Source organism: Streptomyces sp. NPDC032091 (assembly GCF_055580265.1).
Genome location: NZ_JBVILR010000004.1, coordinates 418,361 through 436,486 on the forward strand (window position 1 = coordinate 418,361; position 18,126 = coordinate 436,486).

The 18,126-nt window shown below is 75.8% G+C and carries 15 protein-coding genes; 9 read left to right on the top strand and 6 right to left on the bottom strand.

Features of this window, described 5'->3' with window-relative positions:
• Positions 1-54 precede the first annotated feature (54 nt).
• Both ACZ5NJ_RS10045 and ACZ5NJ_RS10050 read left to right on the top strand, forming a co-directional pair.
• The gene (locus tag ACZ5NJ_RS10045) at positions 55-1,263 is read left to right on the top strand and encodes a glycine C-acetyltransferase (RefSeq protein WP_468764234.1); all 1,209 of its coding nucleotides are present in this window, start codon (positions 55-57) and stop codon (positions 1,261-1,263) included.
• Positions 1,264-1,275: 12 nt separating this feature from the next.
• Positions 1,276-2,190 (top strand): LysR family transcriptional regulator, encoded by a 915-nt coding sequence (locus tag ACZ5NJ_RS10050; protein ID WP_468764235.1) that lies wholly within the window; start codon positions 1,276-1,278, stop codon positions 2,188-2,190.
• Between the two features lie 72 nt (positions 2,191-2,262).
• Here the strand turns inward: ACZ5NJ_RS10050 and ACZ5NJ_RS10055 are convergent, their stop codons facing one another.
• Together ACZ5NJ_RS10055 and ACZ5NJ_RS10060 are read right to left on the bottom strand one after the other, a co-directional pair.
• Positions 2,263-3,285, bottom strand: coding sequence for an LPXTG cell wall anchor domain-containing protein (locus ACZ5NJ_RS10055; RefSeq protein ID WP_468764237.1), 1,023 nt, complete (start codon positions 3,283-3,285; stop codon positions 2,263-2,265).
• 154 nt (positions 3,286-3,439) lie between these two features.
• The gene (locus ACZ5NJ_RS10060) at positions 3,440-4,219 is read right to left on the bottom strand and encodes a DeoR/GlpR family DNA-binding transcription regulator (protein ID WP_468764238.1); all 780 of its coding nucleotides are present in this window, start codon (positions 4,217-4,219) and stop codon (positions 3,440-3,442) included.
• Positions 4,220-4,460: 241 nt separating this feature from the next.
• Between ACZ5NJ_RS10060 and ACZ5NJ_RS10065 the strand changes: the two genes are divergently transcribed.
• The 3 genes from ACZ5NJ_RS10065 to ACZ5NJ_RS10075 all read left to right on the top strand — a co-directional run bounded on the left by ACZ5NJ_RS10065 (position 4,461) and on the right by ACZ5NJ_RS10075 (position 7,549).
• The gene (locus ACZ5NJ_RS10065; RefSeq protein WP_468764239.1) at positions 4,461-5,363 is read left to right on the top strand and encodes an SIS domain-containing protein; all 903 of its coding nucleotides are present in this window, start codon (positions 4,461-4,463) and stop codon (positions 5,361-5,363) included.
• A complete protein-coding gene (locus ACZ5NJ_RS10070) occupies positions 5,360-6,196 on the top strand; it encodes a class II fructose-bisphosphate aldolase (RefSeq protein ID WP_468764240.1) in 837 nt (278 codons plus the stop codon). Before ACZ5NJ_RS10065 ends, ACZ5NJ_RS10070 begins: the two co-directional genes overlap by 4 nt.
• Before the next feature lie 162 nt (positions 6,197-6,358).
• Positions 6,359-7,549: an acyl-CoA dehydrogenase family protein gene (locus tag ACZ5NJ_RS10075; RefSeq protein WP_468764241.1), complete on the top strand. Its 1,191-nt coding sequence runs from the start codon at positions 6,359-6,361 to the stop codon at positions 7,547-7,549.
• A 341-nt stretch (positions 7,550-7,890) separates the two neighbouring features.
• Here the strand turns inward: ACZ5NJ_RS10075 and lysA are convergent, their stop codons facing one another.
• Both lysA and ACZ5NJ_RS10085 read right to left on the bottom strand, forming a co-directional pair.
• Complete coding sequence (gene lysA, locus ACZ5NJ_RS10080; RefSeq protein ID WP_468764242.1) at positions 7,891-9,225, bottom strand: diaminopimelate decarboxylase; 1,335 nt, start codon at positions 9,223-9,225, stop codon at positions 7,891-7,893.
• 15 nt (positions 9,226-9,240) lie between these two features.
• Positions 9,241-9,615, bottom strand: a complete 375-nt coding sequence (locus ACZ5NJ_RS10085) for an SAV_915 family protein (RefSeq protein ID WP_468764243.1) — start codon at positions 9,613-9,615, stop codon at positions 9,241-9,243.
• Positions 9,616-9,896: 281 nt separating this feature from the next.
• On the opposite strand from ACZ5NJ_RS10085, the gene ACZ5NJ_RS10090 reads away from it, so the two are divergent.
• Genes ACZ5NJ_RS10090 through ACZ5NJ_RS10100 form a run of 3 tightly spaced genes read left to right on the top strand, consistent with a single transcriptional unit; the run spans position 9,897 to position 15,546 of the window.
• Positions 9,897-10,850 (top strand): oxygenase MpaB family protein, encoded by a 954-nt coding sequence (locus tag ACZ5NJ_RS10090; protein WP_468764244.1) that lies wholly within the window; start codon positions 9,897-9,899, stop codon positions 10,848-10,850.
• Positions 10,832-13,969 carry a protein kinase domain-containing protein gene (locus ACZ5NJ_RS10095; protein ID WP_468764245.1) on the top strand — a complete coding sequence of 1,046 codons (3,138 nt, stop codon included), beginning with the start codon at positions 10,832-10,834 and terminating at the stop codon, positions 13,967-13,969. Before ACZ5NJ_RS10090 ends, ACZ5NJ_RS10095 begins: the two co-directional genes overlap by 19 nt.
• Positions 13,966-15,546, top strand: a complete 1,581-nt coding sequence (locus ACZ5NJ_RS10100; protein ID WP_468764246.1) for a phytoene desaturase family protein — start codon at positions 13,966-13,968, stop codon at positions 15,544-15,546. Before ACZ5NJ_RS10095 ends, ACZ5NJ_RS10100 begins: the two co-directional genes overlap by 4 nt.
• A gap of 15 nt (positions 15,547-15,561) precedes the next feature.
• Here the strand turns inward: ACZ5NJ_RS10100 and ACZ5NJ_RS10105 are convergent, their stop codons facing one another.
• On the bottom strand, positions 15,562-16,017 hold the full coding sequence (locus tag ACZ5NJ_RS10105) for a nitroreductase family deazaflavin-dependent oxidoreductase (protein WP_468764247.1): 456 nt from the start codon (positions 16,015-16,017) through the stop codon (positions 15,562-15,564).
• Positions 16,018-16,120: 103 nt separating this feature from the next.
• A complete protein-coding gene (locus ACZ5NJ_RS10110; protein WP_468764248.1) occupies positions 16,121-17,287 on the bottom strand; it encodes an FAD-dependent monooxygenase in 1,167 nt (388 codons plus the stop codon).
• A gap of 82 nt (positions 17,288-17,369) precedes the next feature.
• On the opposite strand from ACZ5NJ_RS10110, the gene ACZ5NJ_RS10115 reads away from it, so the two are divergent.
• Positions 17,370-18,011 (top strand): TetR/AcrR family transcriptional regulator, encoded by a 642-nt coding sequence (locus tag ACZ5NJ_RS10115; RefSeq protein ID WP_468764249.1) that lies wholly within the window; start codon positions 17,370-17,372, stop codon positions 18,009-18,011.
• Positions 18,012-18,126: the final 115 nt, after the last annotated feature.

The window sequence follows — 18,126 nt, forward strand, 5'->3', positions numbered from 1 at the left end:
GCCCGGCCCCTCCCACCGTCCGCCGGACGGCATACCGCACAAGGAGAACCGACCATGTTCGAGTCCGTCCGCGAGGACCTCCGAGCCACCCTCGCCGAGATCCGCGCCGCCGGCCTGCACAAGCCCGAGCGCGTCATCGGCACCCCGCAGAGCGCCGCCGTCGCGGTCACCGCGGGCGGCGCCCCCGGCGAGGTCCTGAACTTCTGCGCCAACAACTACCTCGGCCTCGCCGACCACCCCGAGGTCGTCGCCGCCGCCAAGGACGCCCTCGACCGCTGGGGCTACGGCATGGCCTCGGTCCGCTTCATCTGCGGCACCCAGGAGGTCCACAAGGAGCTGGAGGCCCGCCTGTCGGCCTTCCTCGGCCAGGAGGACACGATCCTCTACTCCTCCTGCTTCGACGCCAACGGCGGCGTCTTCGAGACCCTCCTCGGCGCCGAGGACGCGGTGATCTCCGACGCCCTCAACCACGCCTCCATCATCGACGGCATCCGCCTCTCCAAGGCCCGCCGCTTCCGCTACGCCAACCGCGACATGGCGGACCTGGAAGCCCAGCTCAAGACCGCCACCGAGGGGGGCGCCCGCCGCAAGCTCATCGTCACCGACGGCGTCTTCTCCATGGACGGCTACGTCGCCCCGCTCGACGAGATCTGCGACCTCGCCGACCGCTACGACGCCATGGTCATGGTCGACGACTCCCACGCCGTCGGCTTCGTCGGCCCCGGCGGCCGCGGCACCCCCGAACTGCACGGCGTCATGGACCGGATCGACATCATCACCGGCACCCTCGGCAAGGCCCTCGGCGGCGCCTCCGGCGGCTACGTCGCCGCCCGCGCCGAGATCGTCGAGCTGCTGCGCCAGCGCTCGCGCCCGTACCTCTTCTCCAACTCCCTCGCCCCGGTCATCGCCGCCGCCTCCCTGAAGGTCCTCGACCTGCTGGAGTCCGCCGGCGACCTGCGCGACCGGCTCGCGGCCAACACGAAGCTCTTCCGCACGAAGATGACCGAGGCAGGCTTCGAGATCCTGCCCGGCGACCACGCCATCGCCCCCGTCATGATCGGCGACGCCGCCGAGGCGGGCCGGATGGCCGAGCTGCTCCTGGAGCGCGGCGTGTACGTCATCGGCTTCTCGTACCCCGTCGTGCCGATGGGTCAGGCCCGCATCCGCGTCCAGCTGTCCGCGGCCCACTCGACGGCCGACGTGGAGCGCGCGGTGGCCGCCTTCGTCGACGCCCGCGCGGCGCTTTCCGCTGCTCAGGGCTGACATCATGGAGGGGTGATCGACCCCCGCCGGCTGCGCATCCTGCGGGCCGTGGCGGACCACCGTACGGTGACCGCCGCGGCCGCAGCCCTGTACCTCACCCCCTCCGCCGTCTCCCAGCAGCTCGCCGCGCTGGAGCAGGAGACCGGCCACACCCTGCTCCACCGCAGCGGCCGCGGGGTACGGCCGACCGCCGCCGGGGAGATCCTGCTCGCCCACGCCCACGAGGTGCTCGCCCAGCTGGAACGGGCCGAGGCGGAACTCGCCGCCTACGCGGGCGGGGCGGCCGGCGAGGTCACCGTGGCCGCCTTCGCGACCGGTATCGCCCAGGTGCTGGCCCCGGCCATGGCCCGTCTCGCCCGCGAGTACCCCGGCATCAGGCTCCGCGTCCGCGACGCCGAGGGCGACCAGAGCCTGCTCCAGCTGCTCGACGGGGAGGCGGACCTGGCCCTCGCGGTCGAGTACCGGGGCGCGCCCGGCGCCGACGACGGCCGCCTCTCGGTGATCCCGCTGTACGCGGAGCCCTTCGACGCGGTCCTGCCGGCGGGCCACCCCTTCGCCGATCACCCGGAGGTGTCCCTGGCGGACCTCTCCGACGCGGAGTGGGTGGGCCAGTACCCGGGCAACCCGTGCCACGACGTGACCCTACTGGCCTGCGAACTGGCGGGCTTCCAGCCCCGTTTCGTGCACCTCTCCGACGACTTCCGCGCCGTCACCGCCCTGGTCGCCGCGGGCGCCGGGGTGGCCCTGGTCCCGCGTTCGGCGCTGCGGGGCATGGACCTCCAGGAGGTCCGCGTCCGCCCGGTCACGGGCCCGGCCGCCACCCGCCGCGTCTTCGCCGCCACCCGCCGCGGCGCCGAGTCGCACCCGCTGATCGCCCCGGTCCTGTCGACCCTGTCCCGGGAAGGGGAGCGGCTCCCGGCCCACTGACCCCGCCGGCCGGGACCCCGGCCCGCGGGGCCCCGGCGCGGGTGCCGGTGCGCCGGGCCCCGCGGACGGTGGCTACGAGGCGGCCTTGCGACGGCGCACCAGGAAGACGGCTCCGGCTCCGGCCACGACCGCGGCGCCGCCGACGGCGGCGACGGCCGGGAGCGCGGAGGAGGAGCCGGTCCGGGCGAGCCGTCCGCTCACCGGGAGTTCGCCGCGGCCGCCCTGCGGGCCGGGCTGGTGGCCGGCCCCGCCCGCGCCGTCCGGGAGCCCCGGGGTACCGGGCTCGGCGGGCCTGCCCTTGGCGTCCTCGACGTCGCCGGGCTTCGCGCCGGGGGCCAGGACCGTGAAGTCGAACCGGCTGATGTCATCGAAACCGCACTGGCCGTCCTCGCCGTAGGAGTGGCCGATCGTGAAGAAGTAGCCGGTCCCGGGCGTGGCCCGGTCGCCGATCCTGATGCGCATGCGGGCGTCGGCGTACTCGCCCGGCTCCAGGCGCTTCGCCGTGGCGAACCGTTCGTGGTCCCAGACGCCCGCGCCCTCACCCTCGATGCGCTTCCACGTGCCGCCCGCCGCGTCGAACCACTCGACCGTGACGGCGAGCTGGGCCACGTCGTGCAGCTTCGGGTCGGCGGTGCCGAGGTCGAGGGAGACGTCGGTCTCCATCACCGTCGTCTTCGACACGTTGGCCACGCGGTACGTGAACTCGTGCCAGCCCGAACCCGCCACGATCTTACCGGGCAGCCCGCGCAGGGAGGTCTTGCCGCGTTCCTCCTCGGGGATGCCGGTGCAGAAGGTGGGACGGGAGTACGAGGGCGAGGGGGTGGCCCCCGGCGTGTCCGGCCGGGTGGAGGCGCCGGGCCGGGCGGACGGGGTCGGCCCGGTGGAGCCGGCGCCTCCCGTCGTGCCCCCGTCCGTCCGGCCCGGGGCCGGGGTCGGCGGGACGTGGCCGCCCGACGGGGACGGGGCCGAGGTCGACGGCACGACCCCGGGGGAGGGGGTGACCTCGTTCGCCTGGGCCGCCGGGGCCGCGAGCAGGGCCGCCGGCCCGACGGCCGCCATGACGGCGGTGGTGGCGAGGAAACGGTGCAGCTTCATGGTGTCCTTACGCTGGAGGCCGGACGGCCGGCGCGACGTTCCACCCGGCGCGGCCGCCCGTGGTCACCCAGGTGACCGGCGCCCGGTCAGGAAGGTTGTAGGGCACACCCGGTTCGCCGGCGTGATGACCCTCACAGGGGCCGCCGCCGCTCCGTCAGACCCGTACGACCTCCACGCCCGCGTCCCGGAAGGGGCGGGCGGCGGCCTCCGTGAGGGCCGTGTCGGTCACCAGGACGTGCACGGCGGAGGTGGCGCAGATACGGGCGAAGGCGCGGACGCCCAGCTTCGTGGAGTCCGCCGCGACGACCAGACGGCGCGCGCGCTCGCAGAGCAGGGCGTTGACGGCCGCCTCGTCCTCGTGGCGGGTGGCCGCGCCGTCCGCCGGGTCGAAGGCGTCCACGCCCACCACCGCCGTGTCCACGGTGAGCTGACCGAGCGTCTGCTGCGCCAGCGGACCGGTGAGTTCGTACGACTGGGGGCGGGCCACCCCGCCCGTCAGCACGATCTTGAACTGGGGCCGGATCACCAGTTCGCCCGCGATGTTCAGGGCGTTGGTCACCACCGTCAGCGCGGGGGAGCCGCCGGCCAGGTCCGGGCGGGCCGCCAGGGCGCGGGCGACCTCCGTCGTGGTGGTGCCGCCCGTCAGGCCGACCACCTCGCCCGGCGCGATCAGCGCCGCGACGGCCTCGCTGATCCGGCGCTTCTCGGCGGCCCGCCGTGAGGTGCGGTAGCGCAGGGGGAGTTCGTACGAGACCCCGTGCGGCACCGCCCCGCCGCGCGTGCGCACCAGCAACTGCTGCTCGGCCAGCTGGTCGAGGTCGCGGCGGATGGTCGCGGCGGACACGCCGAGCGCCTCGGCGGCCGGCTCCACCTCCAGCCCGTCCCGCTCCACCAGCAGGTCCAGCAGTCTCTGCCAGCGTTCCGTGCGGGTCATGGCGCCCCTCCCGTGTCGTCCGCGGATCCCTTTCCCGGCCCCGCCGTTGAGATTAGCCGAGGCCAACACCCTGTGGCTGCTTGAAGTTGCGCGAAACGGCCCGCTACCTTGCAGGAACACGCAGCAGCGCCACGCAGCAACAGCAGGTGGCAACGGCACGCGGCGCAGCACGCAGCACGCAGCACGCAGCACAGCACGCAGGAACCGCCAGGATGACGCATCCAACGCGCAGGGAGCCCGCATGAGTCACGTCGCGTACGAGTTGGCCACGCAGCCCGAAAGCTGGGAACGGGCCGCCGAACTGGCCCCGGCCCACCGGGCGGTGCTGCCGGGGCCGGGGGAGCGTACCGCGGTCGTCGGGTGCGGGACCTCGTACTACATGGCCCAGGCCGCGGCCGTCCTGCGCGAGGAGGCGGGGCAGGGGGAGACCGACGCCTTCCCCGCCTCGGAGTTCCCCCGCCACCGCCGCTACGACCGGGTGGTGGCCCTGACCCGGTCCGGGACCACCACCGAGGTGCTCGACCTGCTGGCCGGGCTGCGGGAGGCCGGGATCCCGGCCACCGCCGTCGTCGGGGACCCGGACACCCCCGTGGCCACCCTCGCCGACGCGCTGGTGACGCTCGACTTCGCCGACGAACGGTCCGTCGTCCAGACCCGCTTCGCCACCACCGCCCTCACCCTCCTGCGGGCCCACGTCGGCGCGCACACCCCGCAGGTGGTCGCCGACGGCCGCGCCGCGCTGGCCGCGCCGCTGCCCGCCGGACTGGAGGCGCGGGGGCAGTTCACCTTCCTCGGGCGGGGCTGGAGCGTGGGCCTGGCCCACGAGGCCGCGCTGAAGATGCGCGAGGCCTCGCTGTCCTGGGCGGAGGCCTACCCGGCGATGGAGTACCGGCACGGCCCGGTCAGCGTCACCGGCCCCGGCTCGGTGACCTGGTCGCTGGGCGGCACCCCCGACGGCATCGCCGAGCAGGTGCGGGGCACGGGCGCGGAATGGGTGGACGGCGCGCTGGACCCGCTCGCCGAGCTGGTCCGGGTGCACCGGCTGGCCGTCGCGGTCGCCGCCGCGCGCGGGCTGGACCCGGACGCGCCCCGCAACCTCACCCGCTCGGTGATCCTCACCAGCGGCGAGGGGGCGGTCCGATGAGCCTCGCCGCCGCCGGCGACCTCGTCGCGCAGGCGGCCGCCGCCGGCCGCGCCGTGGCCGCCTTCAACGTCATCACCCTGGAGCACGCCGAAGCCGTGGTCGAGGGGGCCGAGCGGGCCGGGCTGCCGGTGATCCTCCAACTCAGCGAGAACGCGGTGAAGTTCCGCGGCGGCGCCCTGCTGCCCATCACCCGGGCCGCGGCCGCCTGCGCGGAGGCCGCCCGGGTGCCCGTCGGGCTCCACCTCGACCACGTCAAGAGCTCCGACCTGCTGCGGCGGGCCGCCGACGCCGGGTTCGGCTCCGTGATGTACGACGCCGCGCACCTGCCCTACGCCGAGAACCTGGAGGCCACCCGGTCCGCGGCCGACTGGGCCCACGCGAACGGCCTGTGGATCGAGGCCGAGCTGGGCGAGGTCGGCGGGAAGAACGGGGAGGCCCCCCTGGACCCGCACGCGCCGGGCGCCCGCACCGATCCCGACGAGGCGCGGCGGTTCGTCGCCGACTCCGGGGTGGACGCCCTGGCCGTGGCCATCGGCAGCACCCACGCCATGACCAGCCGGACCGCCACCCTGGACCACGCCCTGCTGGCGCGGCTGGCCAAGACGGTGGACGTGCCGCTGGTGCTGCACGGTTCCTCCGGGCTGCCGGACGGGGAGCTCGCGGCGGCGGTCGCCGGGGGCATCCGCAAGGTCAACATCGGCACCGCGCTCAACGTGGCCATGACCGAGGCCATCCGCACCCACCTGACCGGCGCCGACCCGCGCCCCTACCTCACGGCCGCCCGCGCGGCGATGGCGGCGACGGCCGAGGCCATGATCGCCGCACTCGACTGACACCTCCCCGCCTCCCCACCCCCTCCGATGCCCGGCTCCGGCCGGGCGTCGGCGCGTGCGGGCCGCCCTGACCCGCCGCCCCTTCCCTATTCCTGTAACAGGTTCTACTCTGACCGCCGCCGTCCCAGCGACCGGCTGGAGCGTGAGGATCCCGGAGGGGCCGTGCACCTCGAATACACGCCCGAGCAGCAGCAGTTGCGCGCCGAGCTGCGTGCCTACTTCGCCGAGCTCGTCCCGCAGGACGTCTACGCCCGCTACGAGGACCCGGCCGCGCAGAAGCGCTTCTACCGCGAGACCATCCGCCGCCTCGGCGCGGACGGCTGGCTCGGCGTCGGCTGGCCCGAGGAGTACGGCGGCCGCGGCATGTCCGCCATGGACCAGTTCATCTTCTTCGACGAGGCCGCGCAGGCCGTCGTCCCGCTGCCGCTGATGGCGCTCAACACGGTCGGCCCGACCCTGATGCAGTTCGGCACCGACGAGCAGAAGGCGTACTTCCTCCCGAGGATCCTCTCCGGCGAGATCGACTTCGCCATCGGCTACAGCGAACCCGACGCCGGCACCGACCTCGCCGCCCTCAGGTGCAAGGCCGTCCGCGAGGGCGACGAGGAGACCGGCACCTACGTCGTGAACGGCCAGAAGATCTGGACCACCAACGGCGACACCGCCGACTGGGTCTGGCTCGCCGTCCGCACCGACCCGGACGCCCCCGCCCACAAGGGCATCACGATGCTCCTGGTCCCGACCTCCGACCCCGGCTACTCCTGCACCCTCATCAACACCCTCGCCTCGCACGACACGACCGCCAGCCACTACGAGGACATCCGCGTGCCCGCGAGCCGCCGCGTCGGCCCGGAGAACAGGGGCTGGCGCCTGATCACCAACCAGCTCAACCACGAGCGCGTCACCCTCGCCGCCCACGGCACGATGGCCGTCCGCGCCCTCCACGACGTCCAGCGCTGGGCCGCCGCCACCCGGCTCGCCGACGGCCGCCGCGTCATCGACCTGTCCTGGGTACGCGGCCGCCTGGCGCGCACCCACGCCCGCCTGGACGCGATGAAACTCCTCAACTGGCAGATGGTGAACGCCGTCCAGTCCGGCACCCTCACCCCCCAGGACGCCTCCGCCGTCAAGGTCTACGGCTCCGAGGCACGCCGGGACGCGTACGCCTGGCTGATGGAGGTGGTCGGCGCGGCGGGCGCCCTCAAGGACGGCTCGGCCGGCGCGGTCCTCCACGGCGAACTCGAACGCGGCTACCGCAGCGCCGTCATCTTCACCTTCGGTGGCGGCAACAACGAGATCCAGCGCGAGATCATCTCCTGGATCGGCCTGGGCATGCCGAGGGTCCGCCGCTGACGCCTCCCGGGAGTGCGCACGCCCTGCCCCGCCCGGGGCGGAGTCCGATCGGGAGATCAAGGGCGCGTCAAGGACCGGTGAACGAACGGAAGGAACGCGTCAAGGGGGTCCTGGGGGCGTCCGGGGCGGCAGCAGACTGGAGGGGCGACGGAGCGGAATGGCAGTTCCGCGGCGTACGGCCGAGGGCGGGGCACGAACCCCGCCCGAGGACGCGGTGACCGGCCCGTGGGGGGCCCGGATCCAGCGACCGAGCGCCATGTCACCCGTCGCGCATCACAAGAGCCGTCCGGTTCCGGTGTGGGGATACCGGAACCGGACGGCTCACGTGCGTGCCGGACGGCTCAGGCGCCGACGTCCCGGCCGCGGAAGTCCTCCAGCGTCTCCCGCCGCACCAGGATCCGTGCCGTGCCCTCGTGCACGGCGACCACCGGCGGCCGGCCGACCATGTTGTAGCCGGAGGCCATGGACAGCTGGTAGGCGCCGGCCACCGGGACGGCCAGCAGGTCGCCCGGCCGGACGTCCTCCGGCAGCTCGGCGTCGACGGCCAGGACGTCGCCCGCCTCGCAGTGCCGGCCGACGACCGTCGCCGTACGGGAGTTCGCCGGGGACCGCCGGCCGATCAGCCGGGGCGCGTAGCGGACCCCGTACAGGGCGGGCCGCGGGTTGTCGCTCATCCCGCCGTCCACGGCCACGAACACCTTCCCTCCGGAGTGCTTGACGGCGAGCACCCGGTACACGGCCACCCCCGCGGGCCCGGCGATCGCCCGACCCGGCTCCACGGTCAGCCGGGGCACCGGCAGCCCGGCCGCCGCGCAGCGGCCCGCCAGCGCGGCGCGCAGCTCCCGCGCCAGCGAGGTGAGGTCCAGGGCCGCCTCTCCGGGCCGGTAGGCGATGCCGTGCCCGCCGCCCAGGTCCAGCTCGGGCAGCACGACCCCGTGCGCCTCGCGCACCGCGGCCATCAGCTCCACCATGCGGCCCAGCGCCACGAGATAGGCGTCCACCCCGGTGATCTGCGAGCCGATGTGGCAGTGCAGGCCGACGAGTTCGAGCTGCGGCTGGCCCAGCACGCGGGCGACGGCCCGCTGGGCGCTCCCGTCGGTGGCCGACAATCCGAACTTCTGGCCCTCCGTACCGGTACGGACCTTCTCGTGCCCGCCCGCCTCCACGCCGGGGACCACCCGCACCAGCACCCGCTGGTGCCCGCCGGGGCCCACGGCCGCCGCGATACGGGCGATCTCGGAGGCACTGTCGATGACGATCCGGCCCACCCCCAGCCGCAGCGCGGAGGCGATGTCCCGAGGGGACTTGGCGTTGCCGTGCAGCACGATGCGCTCGGGCGGGAACCCCGAGGTGACGGCCAGCTCCAGCTCCCCGGCCGAGCACACGTCCAGGCCCAGCCCCTCCTCCCGCACCCAGCGGGCCATCGCGCGGGAGAGGAACGCCTTGGCGGCGTAGAGCACCTCGCCGTCGGGGAAGGCGGCCCGGTAGGTGCGGCAGCGACCACGCACCTCGCCCTCGTCCAGGACGTAGACGGGGGTGTCGAACCGCTGGGCGACCTCCGCCAGCGACACCCCGCCGACGGCCAGGCCGCCGTGCGGGAGCCGGGCCGTGGAGGCGGGCCACACACGGAGGTCGTCGGCGCCGGCCGCGGCCTCGGAGAGCACTTCGACGGTCATGACGGTCCCTCCCCCTCAGCCGGCCTCGACGGAGACCCCGGCCACCCGCGCGCCGGAGTCCGGACCCGCACCCGGTGCCGCGGCCGGCCGCCCCGCCGGGGCGGCCGCCGGCGCGGTCAGGGTCGGGTCGACGGTCAGCGCCGCCACCCCCAGCGGCGCGGCCAGCGCACGCAGCGCCGGCTCGGAGAGCCGGATCCAGGGGTGGCCCGCCCCGAGGGTGGCGGCGAGCAGCTCCGCGCGGGTGAACCCGACGGCGGTACGAGCGCCCAGCGGGGTGCGGAACAGCCGCACCGCCACCTCCCCGGCACCCGGCCGGACCGGGACGTACAGGGGTCCGGCCGGGACCCGTTCCTCGGGCTCGGGGTCGTCGTCGTACTGGAACAAACACATGGGGCCCTCCCAGGGGAACCACGGGTGACGAGCTGACGGGGCCCCGGGCGGCGGGGAGGCGGTCCGGGGCGCGCCACAGAAGTTATCCCCGGGCGGCGAGCACCGCCGACGCCCCCTGACGGGACCTTGACGCCGCCGGTCCCGGTCCTGACGGACCGCTGACGCCGACGGCCGCCCGCCCGCCCCCGGGGCCGGCCGGCATCCGGCGGTTTCGCGCCGCGCCGCGGCGAGGGCGGTCGGACCCGCGCCCGGCTGGGTAGGCTCCCCGCGGGAGGCGGGCGATGAGCGGAGCTCCGTACGAGGGCGCCGACCCGGGACTGTACGGACCCGGGTCCGTCACCTGGCAGTGCCACGGCGACCCGCTCATGTGGATCGCCGGAGTCCGGGCGCTCTACCTCCAGGCCCTCCACCCGCGCGCCGTCCGCGGGGTCATGGAGAACTCGGCCTTCGCCGAGGACGCCTGGGGGCGGCTGCTGCGCACCGCCGACTTCGTCGGCACCCTCACCTACGGCACCACCGACGCCGCCGAACGGGCCGGCGCCCACGTCCGCGCCGTCCACCGCCGGCTCTCGGCCACCGACCCGGAGACGGGGGAGCGGTTCCCGGTCGACGACCCCGAACTCCTCCTGTGGGTGCACTGCGCGCAGATCGACAGCTTCCTGCACGTACTGCGCAGGTCGGGCGTTCCGCTCACCGCCGCCCAGGCCGACCGCTATGTGGACGAGAACCGCGTCAACGCCCGCCTCGTCGGCCTCGATCCGGCCGGCGTTCCCGCCGGGACCGCACAGCTGGCCGCGTACTTCGAGCGGGTCCGTCCCCGGCTCGCCGCCGGTGCGGACGCCCGGGCCGTCGACGCGTTCCTGCGCTCACCGCCCGTTCCACCGCTGCTCGTTCCTGGCCGAAACCTGTTGTGGCGTCCACTCGCCGGACTCGCCTACGCCAGCCTTCCCGGCTGGGCGCACCAGCTGTACGGCCGGCCCGCACCGCCCTCACGCACGGTCACCCGGCGCCTGCGTCTCACGGGTCGCGTGCTGCGCACCATTCCCGCAGGTCTACGCTGGCAGCTGCCTCCAGGTCACATCTTGAGAGCGATGCGCCGACTGGGCCCCGGGAGCCGCCCCTCCGCGTACACACTGCGTAAGTCAGCGGCCATACTGGACCGGCTGGGGAGGGCGCGATACGACGACGGGCACGACGACGGGGGCGGCTTTAAGACATGGCGGAGTCCAGACTGATCCAGGGCCGGTACCGGTCACTCGATCTGATCGGGCGCGGCGGCATGGGCGAGGTGTGGCGCGCCCGCGACGAGTCGCTGGGCCGGCAGGTCGCCGTGAAGTGCCTCAAGCCGGTCGGCGCCGAACAGGACGCGCACTTCACGCAGGTCCTGCGCGAGCGCTTCCGCCGCGAGGCCCGCGTCGCGGCCTCCCTCCAGCACCGGGGCGTCACCGTCGTGCACGACTTCGGCGACGACAGCGCCGCCGGAGGCCCCCTCTACCTGGTCATGGAGCTCCTGGAGGGCCGCAACCTCAGCCAGCTGATGGAGGAGAACGAGGCGCGCCCGCTCCCCGTCGACGTGGTCCTCGACATCGCGGAGCAGATGGCCGCGGCCCTCGGCTACACCCACGACCAGGGTGTCGTCCACCGCGACCTCAAGCCGGCGAACATCATGCGGCTCACCGACGGCACCGTGAAGATCTGCGACTTCGGCATCGCCCGGCTGGCCGCCGACATCGGCTTCACCGCCAAGCTGACCGGCGGCGGCATGGCCATGGGCACCCCGCACTACATGTCGCCCGAGCAGATCGCCGGCGGCGAGGTGGACCACCGCAGCGACCTCTACTCCCTGGGCTGCGTGCTCTACGAGATCGCCACCGGGGCGCCGCCGTTCGACCTCGGCGACTCCTGGTCGGTGCTGGTCGGCCACCGCGACACCGCGCCCGTGCCGCCCCGCGACCACCGGCCCGAGCTGCCCGGGTACTTCGAGCGGATCGTGCTGGACCTGCTGGCCAAGCGCCCCGAGGACCGGCCCGGCGACGCCCGGCACCTGCACCGCCGGCTGACCGAGGCGCGCCTCGGCGCGGGCGGCGCGGGCCGCGTCCAGGCCCCGCTGCCGGCGTGGGCCGCGGGGATGACGGCCGGGCGCAAGGCCGGCATCGACGCCCGGCCGGCGAGCGGGGAGTGGGCGGTCCTCACCGGTTCCTGGACGGCGGCCCGCCGCCCGGCGGTGAGCCACCCGCTGCCGCCGGGGCACCCGTCCCCCGCCGGCCCCCCGCCCCTCTCGGGCGGCACCACCGGCCCGGCCGGCCACACCGCTGCGCACAGCCGGCCGGAAGCCGGCGGCGATCCTGTTGCGGGTGGCCGGGCGGGCGTTGACGGCGCTCCTGTTGCGGGCGGCGACCCTGTTGGGGGTGGCCGGGCGGGGGCGGGTGGCGATGCCGTCGCGGACGGTTGGCCGGGTGCGGGTGGCGACTCTGTCGCGGGTGGCCGGCCGGGGGCCGGCGGCGACCCCGTTGCGGGTGGCTGGTCGGGGGCCGGCGCTGCCGTTCAGGTGGGCCGGTCCGGGTCCGGGGGCCACCCCGTTCCGGGTGCGCAGCCGGTCGCCGGTGGTCACTCCGTGCCCGGTGGCGGGTCCGTGTCCGACGGCAGCCCCGCGCCCGGTGCCGACCCCGAGGGCGGGTACCGGGCGGCCGGCCCCGTACCGGGTACCGCGTCCGCGCCCGCGTCCGGTACCGCTTCCCTGCCCCTGTCCAGGCAGGCCGCCGCCTCCGGCGACGCCGGCGTGCACGGGTCCGGCCCCGCGGCCCTGCACGGGCCCGGCCAGGCCGCCGTCTCCGGGTCCGCACCGGCGGCCGTTCAAGGGTCCGGCCGCGCGGCCCAGCACGGGTCCGGCCACGCCGCCGTGTCCGCCTCCGGCCACGCCGTCCTGCACGGGTCCGGCCCCATGACCGGGCTCGGGTTCGACCCCGCCGCCCTCTCCGGGTCCGGCCCCGCCGCCGTCCCGGGGGCGGTCGGTGCCGCGATGCCCGGGGGCGGCGGCGCCGCGTCCTCCTCCGCGTCCGGTCAGCCCGCGCACCCCGCCGCGCCCGGGCGGGCAGCCCCGCTGTCCGCTCCGGGCTCGGGTTTCGACGCCGCTCCGGGCTCCGGCCCCGCCGTCGGGACGGCGCCGTCCGGCCACGGAGGCCCGGCCGGGGACGGTTTCGGCGCGGCCTCCGGGCCGGGCCCCGCCGTCGGGCCCGGGACCGACCCCTTCGGAGGCCCCCGGGCCGACGGGTACCCCTTCGGCGACGTCCCCTCCGGTGAGCAGCGGATCCTGCGGCCCGCCCCCGCCGAGGACCCCCGGCTCACCGGCGTCCACGGCTCGGTCGGCACGCACGCCCCGACCGACCCGGGCCGGCCCGACTCCCTCGACGCCGGGCACATCCGCGCGTTCGCCCTCAGCCGGGCCGGCCGGCCCGAGGAGGCCCTCGCCGTGTACGCCGCCGTGGCCGACGGCCGGGCGCGGGTGCTCGGCCCCGACCACGCCGACACCCTGGCCGCCCGCCAGGAGGAGGCGTACGAACTCGGACGCCTCGGCCGGCACGGCGAGGCCTACGAGATGTACCGGACGGTGCTCGCCGCCCGCATCCGCACCGCCGGCCCCCGCCACCCCGACACCCTGCGCTGCCGCCACAACCTGGCCTGCGCCCTCGGCGCCCTCGGCCGGCACGCCGAGGCCCACGAGGCCGCCGCCGCGGTCGCGGCCGACCGCACCGCCGTACTCGGCCCCGAGCACGTCGACACGCTCCTGACCCGGTACGAGGTGGGCTACGCCCTCGGCCGGCTCGGCCGCTGGAACGAGGCGCTGAGCGTCTTCCGCCACGTCGCCGCCGCCCGCGAGCGGGTCCTCGGCCGGGACCACCCCGACGCCCTCGCCGCCCGCTACGAGACCGGCATCGCGCTCGGCCGCACCGGCCGCGCCGCCGAGGCCCTCGACCTGTTCCGGGCCCTGGTCCGCGACCGCACCCGGGCCTACGGCGCGGCCGACCCCGAGACCCTGCGGGCCCGGCACGTCCTCGGCGTCAACCTCGGCCGCCTCGACCGCTGGGAGGAGGCGGTGGCCGAAGCCCGCGAGGTGGGCGCGGCCCGCGCCAAGGCCCTGGGCGCCGAGCACCCCGACACCCTGGTCAGCCGACGGGAACTCGCCGTCGGACTCGGCCGGCTCGGCCGCTGGGACCAGGCGCTGCCCGTCTACCGGGAGCTGTCCGGCATCCGCGAACGCTCCCTCGGCGACGAGCACCCGGACACCGTCCTCGCCCACGCCGACGAGGCACACTGTCTGGAGCGGCTGGGCCAGGTGTGTTACCAAGAGCCATGACCGCTGACGCAGGCTCCACGGGTTTCGCGCACGACGTGTACGACGCGGTGATCGTCGGAGGCGGCCACAACGGCCTCGTCGCCGCCGCCTACCTGGCCCGCGCGGGCCGTTCCGTCCTGGTCCTGGAACGGCTCGGGCACACCGGCGGCGCCGCCGTCTCCACCCGGCCCTTCGCCGGGGTCGACGCACGGCTCTCGCGCTACTCCTACCTGGTGTCCCTGCTCCCCGCGAAGATCGTCCGCGATCTGGGGCTGCGGTTCCGGGTGCGCCGGCGCACGGTGTCCTCGTACACGCCCTTCACCCGGGGTGGCCGCCCCGGCGGGCTGCTCGTCGGCGGCGGGGAGGACCGTACGCGGGAATCCTTCGCCCGGCTCACCGGCTCCGACCGGGAGTACGAGGCCTGGCGGGCCTTCTACGCCACCACCGGCCGGCTCGCCGAACGCGTCTTCCCCACCCTCACCGAACCCCTGCCCACCCGCGCCGAGCTGCGGGCCAGGATCGACGACGAGCAGGCCTGGCGGATGCTGTTCGAGGAGCCCCTCGGCCGGGCGGTGGAGGAGCGTTTCGCCGACGACCTGGTCCGGGGCGTGGTCCTCACCGACGCCCTGATCGGCACCTTCGCCGACGCCCACGACCTCTCCCTCGCCCAGAACCGCTGCTTCCTCTACCACGTCATCGGCGGCGGCACCGGCGACTGGGACGTGCCCGTCGGCGGCATGGGCGCGCTCACGGACGCGCTGGCCGACGCCGCCCGCGCGGGCGGCGCGGAGATCGCCACCGGGCACGAGGCGCTGCGGATCCACACCGACGGCACCTCCCCCGCCGAGGTCACCTTCCGGACGGCGACGGGCGAGGGCGCCGTCGTCGGACGCACCGTCCTGGTCAACGCCTCCCCGAGGGCGCTCGCCGAACTCCTCGGCGAGGCCCCGGACCCGGTCGTACGGGCCCCCGAAGGCGCCCAGTTCAAGGTCAACATGCTGCTGCGCCGGCTGCCCCGGCTGCGCGACACCTCGGTGGACCCCCGCGAGGCCTTCTCCGGGACCTTCCACGTCGCCGAGGGTTACGAACAGCTCCAGCGCGCCCACGCCGAGGCCGCCGCCGGTGAACTGCCCTCCGTACCGCCCTCGGAGATCTACTGCCACTCGCTGACCGACCCCACCATCCTCGGGCCGGAACTGACCGCGCAAGGCTGTCAGACCCTCACCCTGTTCGGACTGCACACGCCGGCCCGGCTGTTCGAGAAGGACAACCGGCAGACGCGCGAGGTCCTGCTGACCGCCACCCTCGCCCAACTCGACGCGCACCTCGCCGAACCGCTCACCGACTGCCTGGCCTTCGACGCCGACGGCCGGCCCTGCATCGAGGCGAAGACCCCGCTGGACCTGGAGCAGGAACTGCGCCTGCCCGGCGGCCACATCTTCCACCGCGACCTGTCCTGGCCGTACGGGGAGGCGGGGCGGTGGGGCGTGGAGACCGCGCGCCCCAACGTGCTGCTGTGCGGGGCGGGGGCGGCCCGCGGCGGCGGGGTCAGCGGGATCCCGGGCCACAACGCGGCGATGGCGCTGCTGGGGCGCTGACCCCGGCGGCGGCCGTCAGTTCTGCCGCACCGGCTCGATGACCACGATGGGGATCGCCCGGTCCGTCTTGGTCTGGTACTCGTCGTAGTCGGGCCACTCGCCGACCATCACCGGCCAGTACGCGCGGTGTTCCTCGGCGGTCGCGGTCCGCGCCGTGCCCTGCAGGACCTCGGGGCCGACCTGGATGCGGACCTCGGGGTGGGCCGTCAGGTTCCGGTACCACAGCGGGTGCTCGGGGGCGCCGCCCTTCGAGGCGACGAGCAGGTAGCGGCCGTCGGCCTCCCCGTAGATCAGGGGGGTCCGTACGGGGTTGCCGGACACCCGGCCCACGGTCGTGAGCAGCAGCGTGCGGGTGCCCCGCCACTCGTGACCCTCGGCGCCGTTCGAGTCCACGTACTGCCGCAGGTGGTCCAGCTGCCAGCTGCCCGGCTTGGGGTCGGAGGGGTGGTCCCAGTCGATGTCGCTCGTCATGTCGTTCTCCCTGAGTTCGTTCGTGTGAACGGTCGACAACCTCGACAACGAGCCTCAACGCCCCCGGGCACGTCGGGCATTCCGTTCCGCCCCCGTCCGGCCGCTACCCGGCGGCCCCCGGGAGGCTGAAGCCGTCGAACAGGTCGTCCAGGGCGCGCAGCGAGGCGCGGGCGGGGACGGCGCGGAGGGCGAGGTCGCGGGCGGCGACGGCCACCGGGTGCCCCAGGGCGGCGATCCGGCCGGCCCGGCGGGCGCGGACCCGGATGGCGTCGGTCCGGGCGAGCCGGGCCCGGGTGTAGGCGGCCAGGGCGGCCGGTACGTCCGGGCGGGTGAGCAGGTGGGCCAGCACGACGGCGTCCTCGACGGCCTGGCAGCCGCCCTGCCCGAGGTTGGGGGTCATGGCGTGCGCGGCGTCGCCGATCCAGGCGGTGCGGCCGTGGTGCAGGCGGGGGAGCGGGGCGGCCAGGTCGTACAGGTCGTGCTGGAGCACCCGGGCCGGGTCGATCCGCTCCAGCAGGGTGGGGACCGGGTGGTGCCAGGTGCCGAACCGGCGCAGGAGTTCGGAGCGGACGTCGGCGGGCCGGTGCCCCTCGGGGACGACGGCCGTCGCGTAGACGTACAGCCCGCCGTCGGCGAGCGGCACCGTGCCGAAGCGCTCGCCGCGCCCCCAGGTCTCGGCCGCCCCGATGCCCGCGGGAGCCGTCCCGGCGGGCAGGACGGTGCGCCAGGCGGTCTCGCCGCTGTAGTGCAGTCCGGGGTGGTGGGGGAAGTGGCGGCGGCGCAGCGGGCTGTGGATGCCGTCGGCGGCGACGACGGCGTCGGCGGTGAGGTCCCCGGCGGCGGTACGGACCACCGCGCGCCCGTCGCCCTCGTCCACGGCGGTGACGGCGGCCCCGTACCGCAGGGCGCCCTCGGGGAGTTCGGCGGCCAGCGCGGCGGTCAGCGCCGCCCGGTGCAGGGCCAGCGGGGGCCGGCCGTAGCGGGCGGTCAGGGCGGCGGGGTCGGCCCGGTTGAGCCAGCCGCCGCCGGGGCGGCGCACCCCCATCGCCACCGCCCCGGCGCCGCCCGGCCCGGGGGCGGGGTCGAAGCCGATGGCGTCGAAGGCGCGCAGGGCGTTGGGGGCGAGCAGGATGCCGGCGCCGACGGCGGTGGGCCCGTCCGCCCGCTCGCACACGGTGACCTTCCAGCCCTGGCGGCTCAGGGCGAGGGCGGCGGTGAGCCCGCCGATCCCGGCTCCGGCGACGACGGCGTGGCGCTGGCGTACGGGCATGGCACGGCCTCCTGCGTTCGGGAAAGCATCCCTCTACATCCGTAGAGGCTCGTTCCTCACTCTACAGCTGTAGAGTGGCTCCATGTCCACCCGGAAATCCCCCACCCCACCCGAACCGGCGGCGGCCCCGGCGGCGGACCGCCGGACGTTGATCGCGGACACCGCGATCGGCCTCGTCGCGGCCGGCGGACTGCGCGGCCTCACCCACCGCGCCGTCGACGGCGCCGCCGGGCTCCCGGCGGGCAGCACCTCGTACTACTTCCGCACCCGCACCGCCCTGATCGCCGCCTGCTACCGGCGACTGGCCGAACTGAACGTCTCCGAAGGCCCGTTGCGGCCGCCGGCCGACCGCGACTCCGCCGCCCGGGCCTTGGGCGCCCTGCTGCACCACTGGCTGACGGCGGGCCGCGAACGCCAGCTGGCCCGCTTCGAGCTCAGCCTGGAGGCGGCGCGCAACCCCGAACTGGAGCCGGACCTGCGCGAGGCGGGCCTAGCCGTCAGGGCCCGCGCGGCGGCCGTCCTGGCGGCACTGGGCGCGCGGGACCCGCAGGAGAGCGCCGAACTGCTGGCCGCCTGGACGGACGGCCTGCTCTACGACCGCCTCGCGGGCGCCCTCGCCCACGCCCGCCCGGCCCCGGACCCGGCCGAACTCACCACCACCGTCCGCCGGATGCTCGACGCCGTCCTGGACTCGGCCGTCCAGGACCCGGGTCATGATCGCTGAACTGCAGTGCGTGGCGCTGGGCCCGCCTGACCCCCTACGGGATTGGTCTGACCGGTTGGACGTTCCACCCAAGCGGGGCTTCCTGCCTGGTCGGGACGGCGTATTGCCCGGGCCG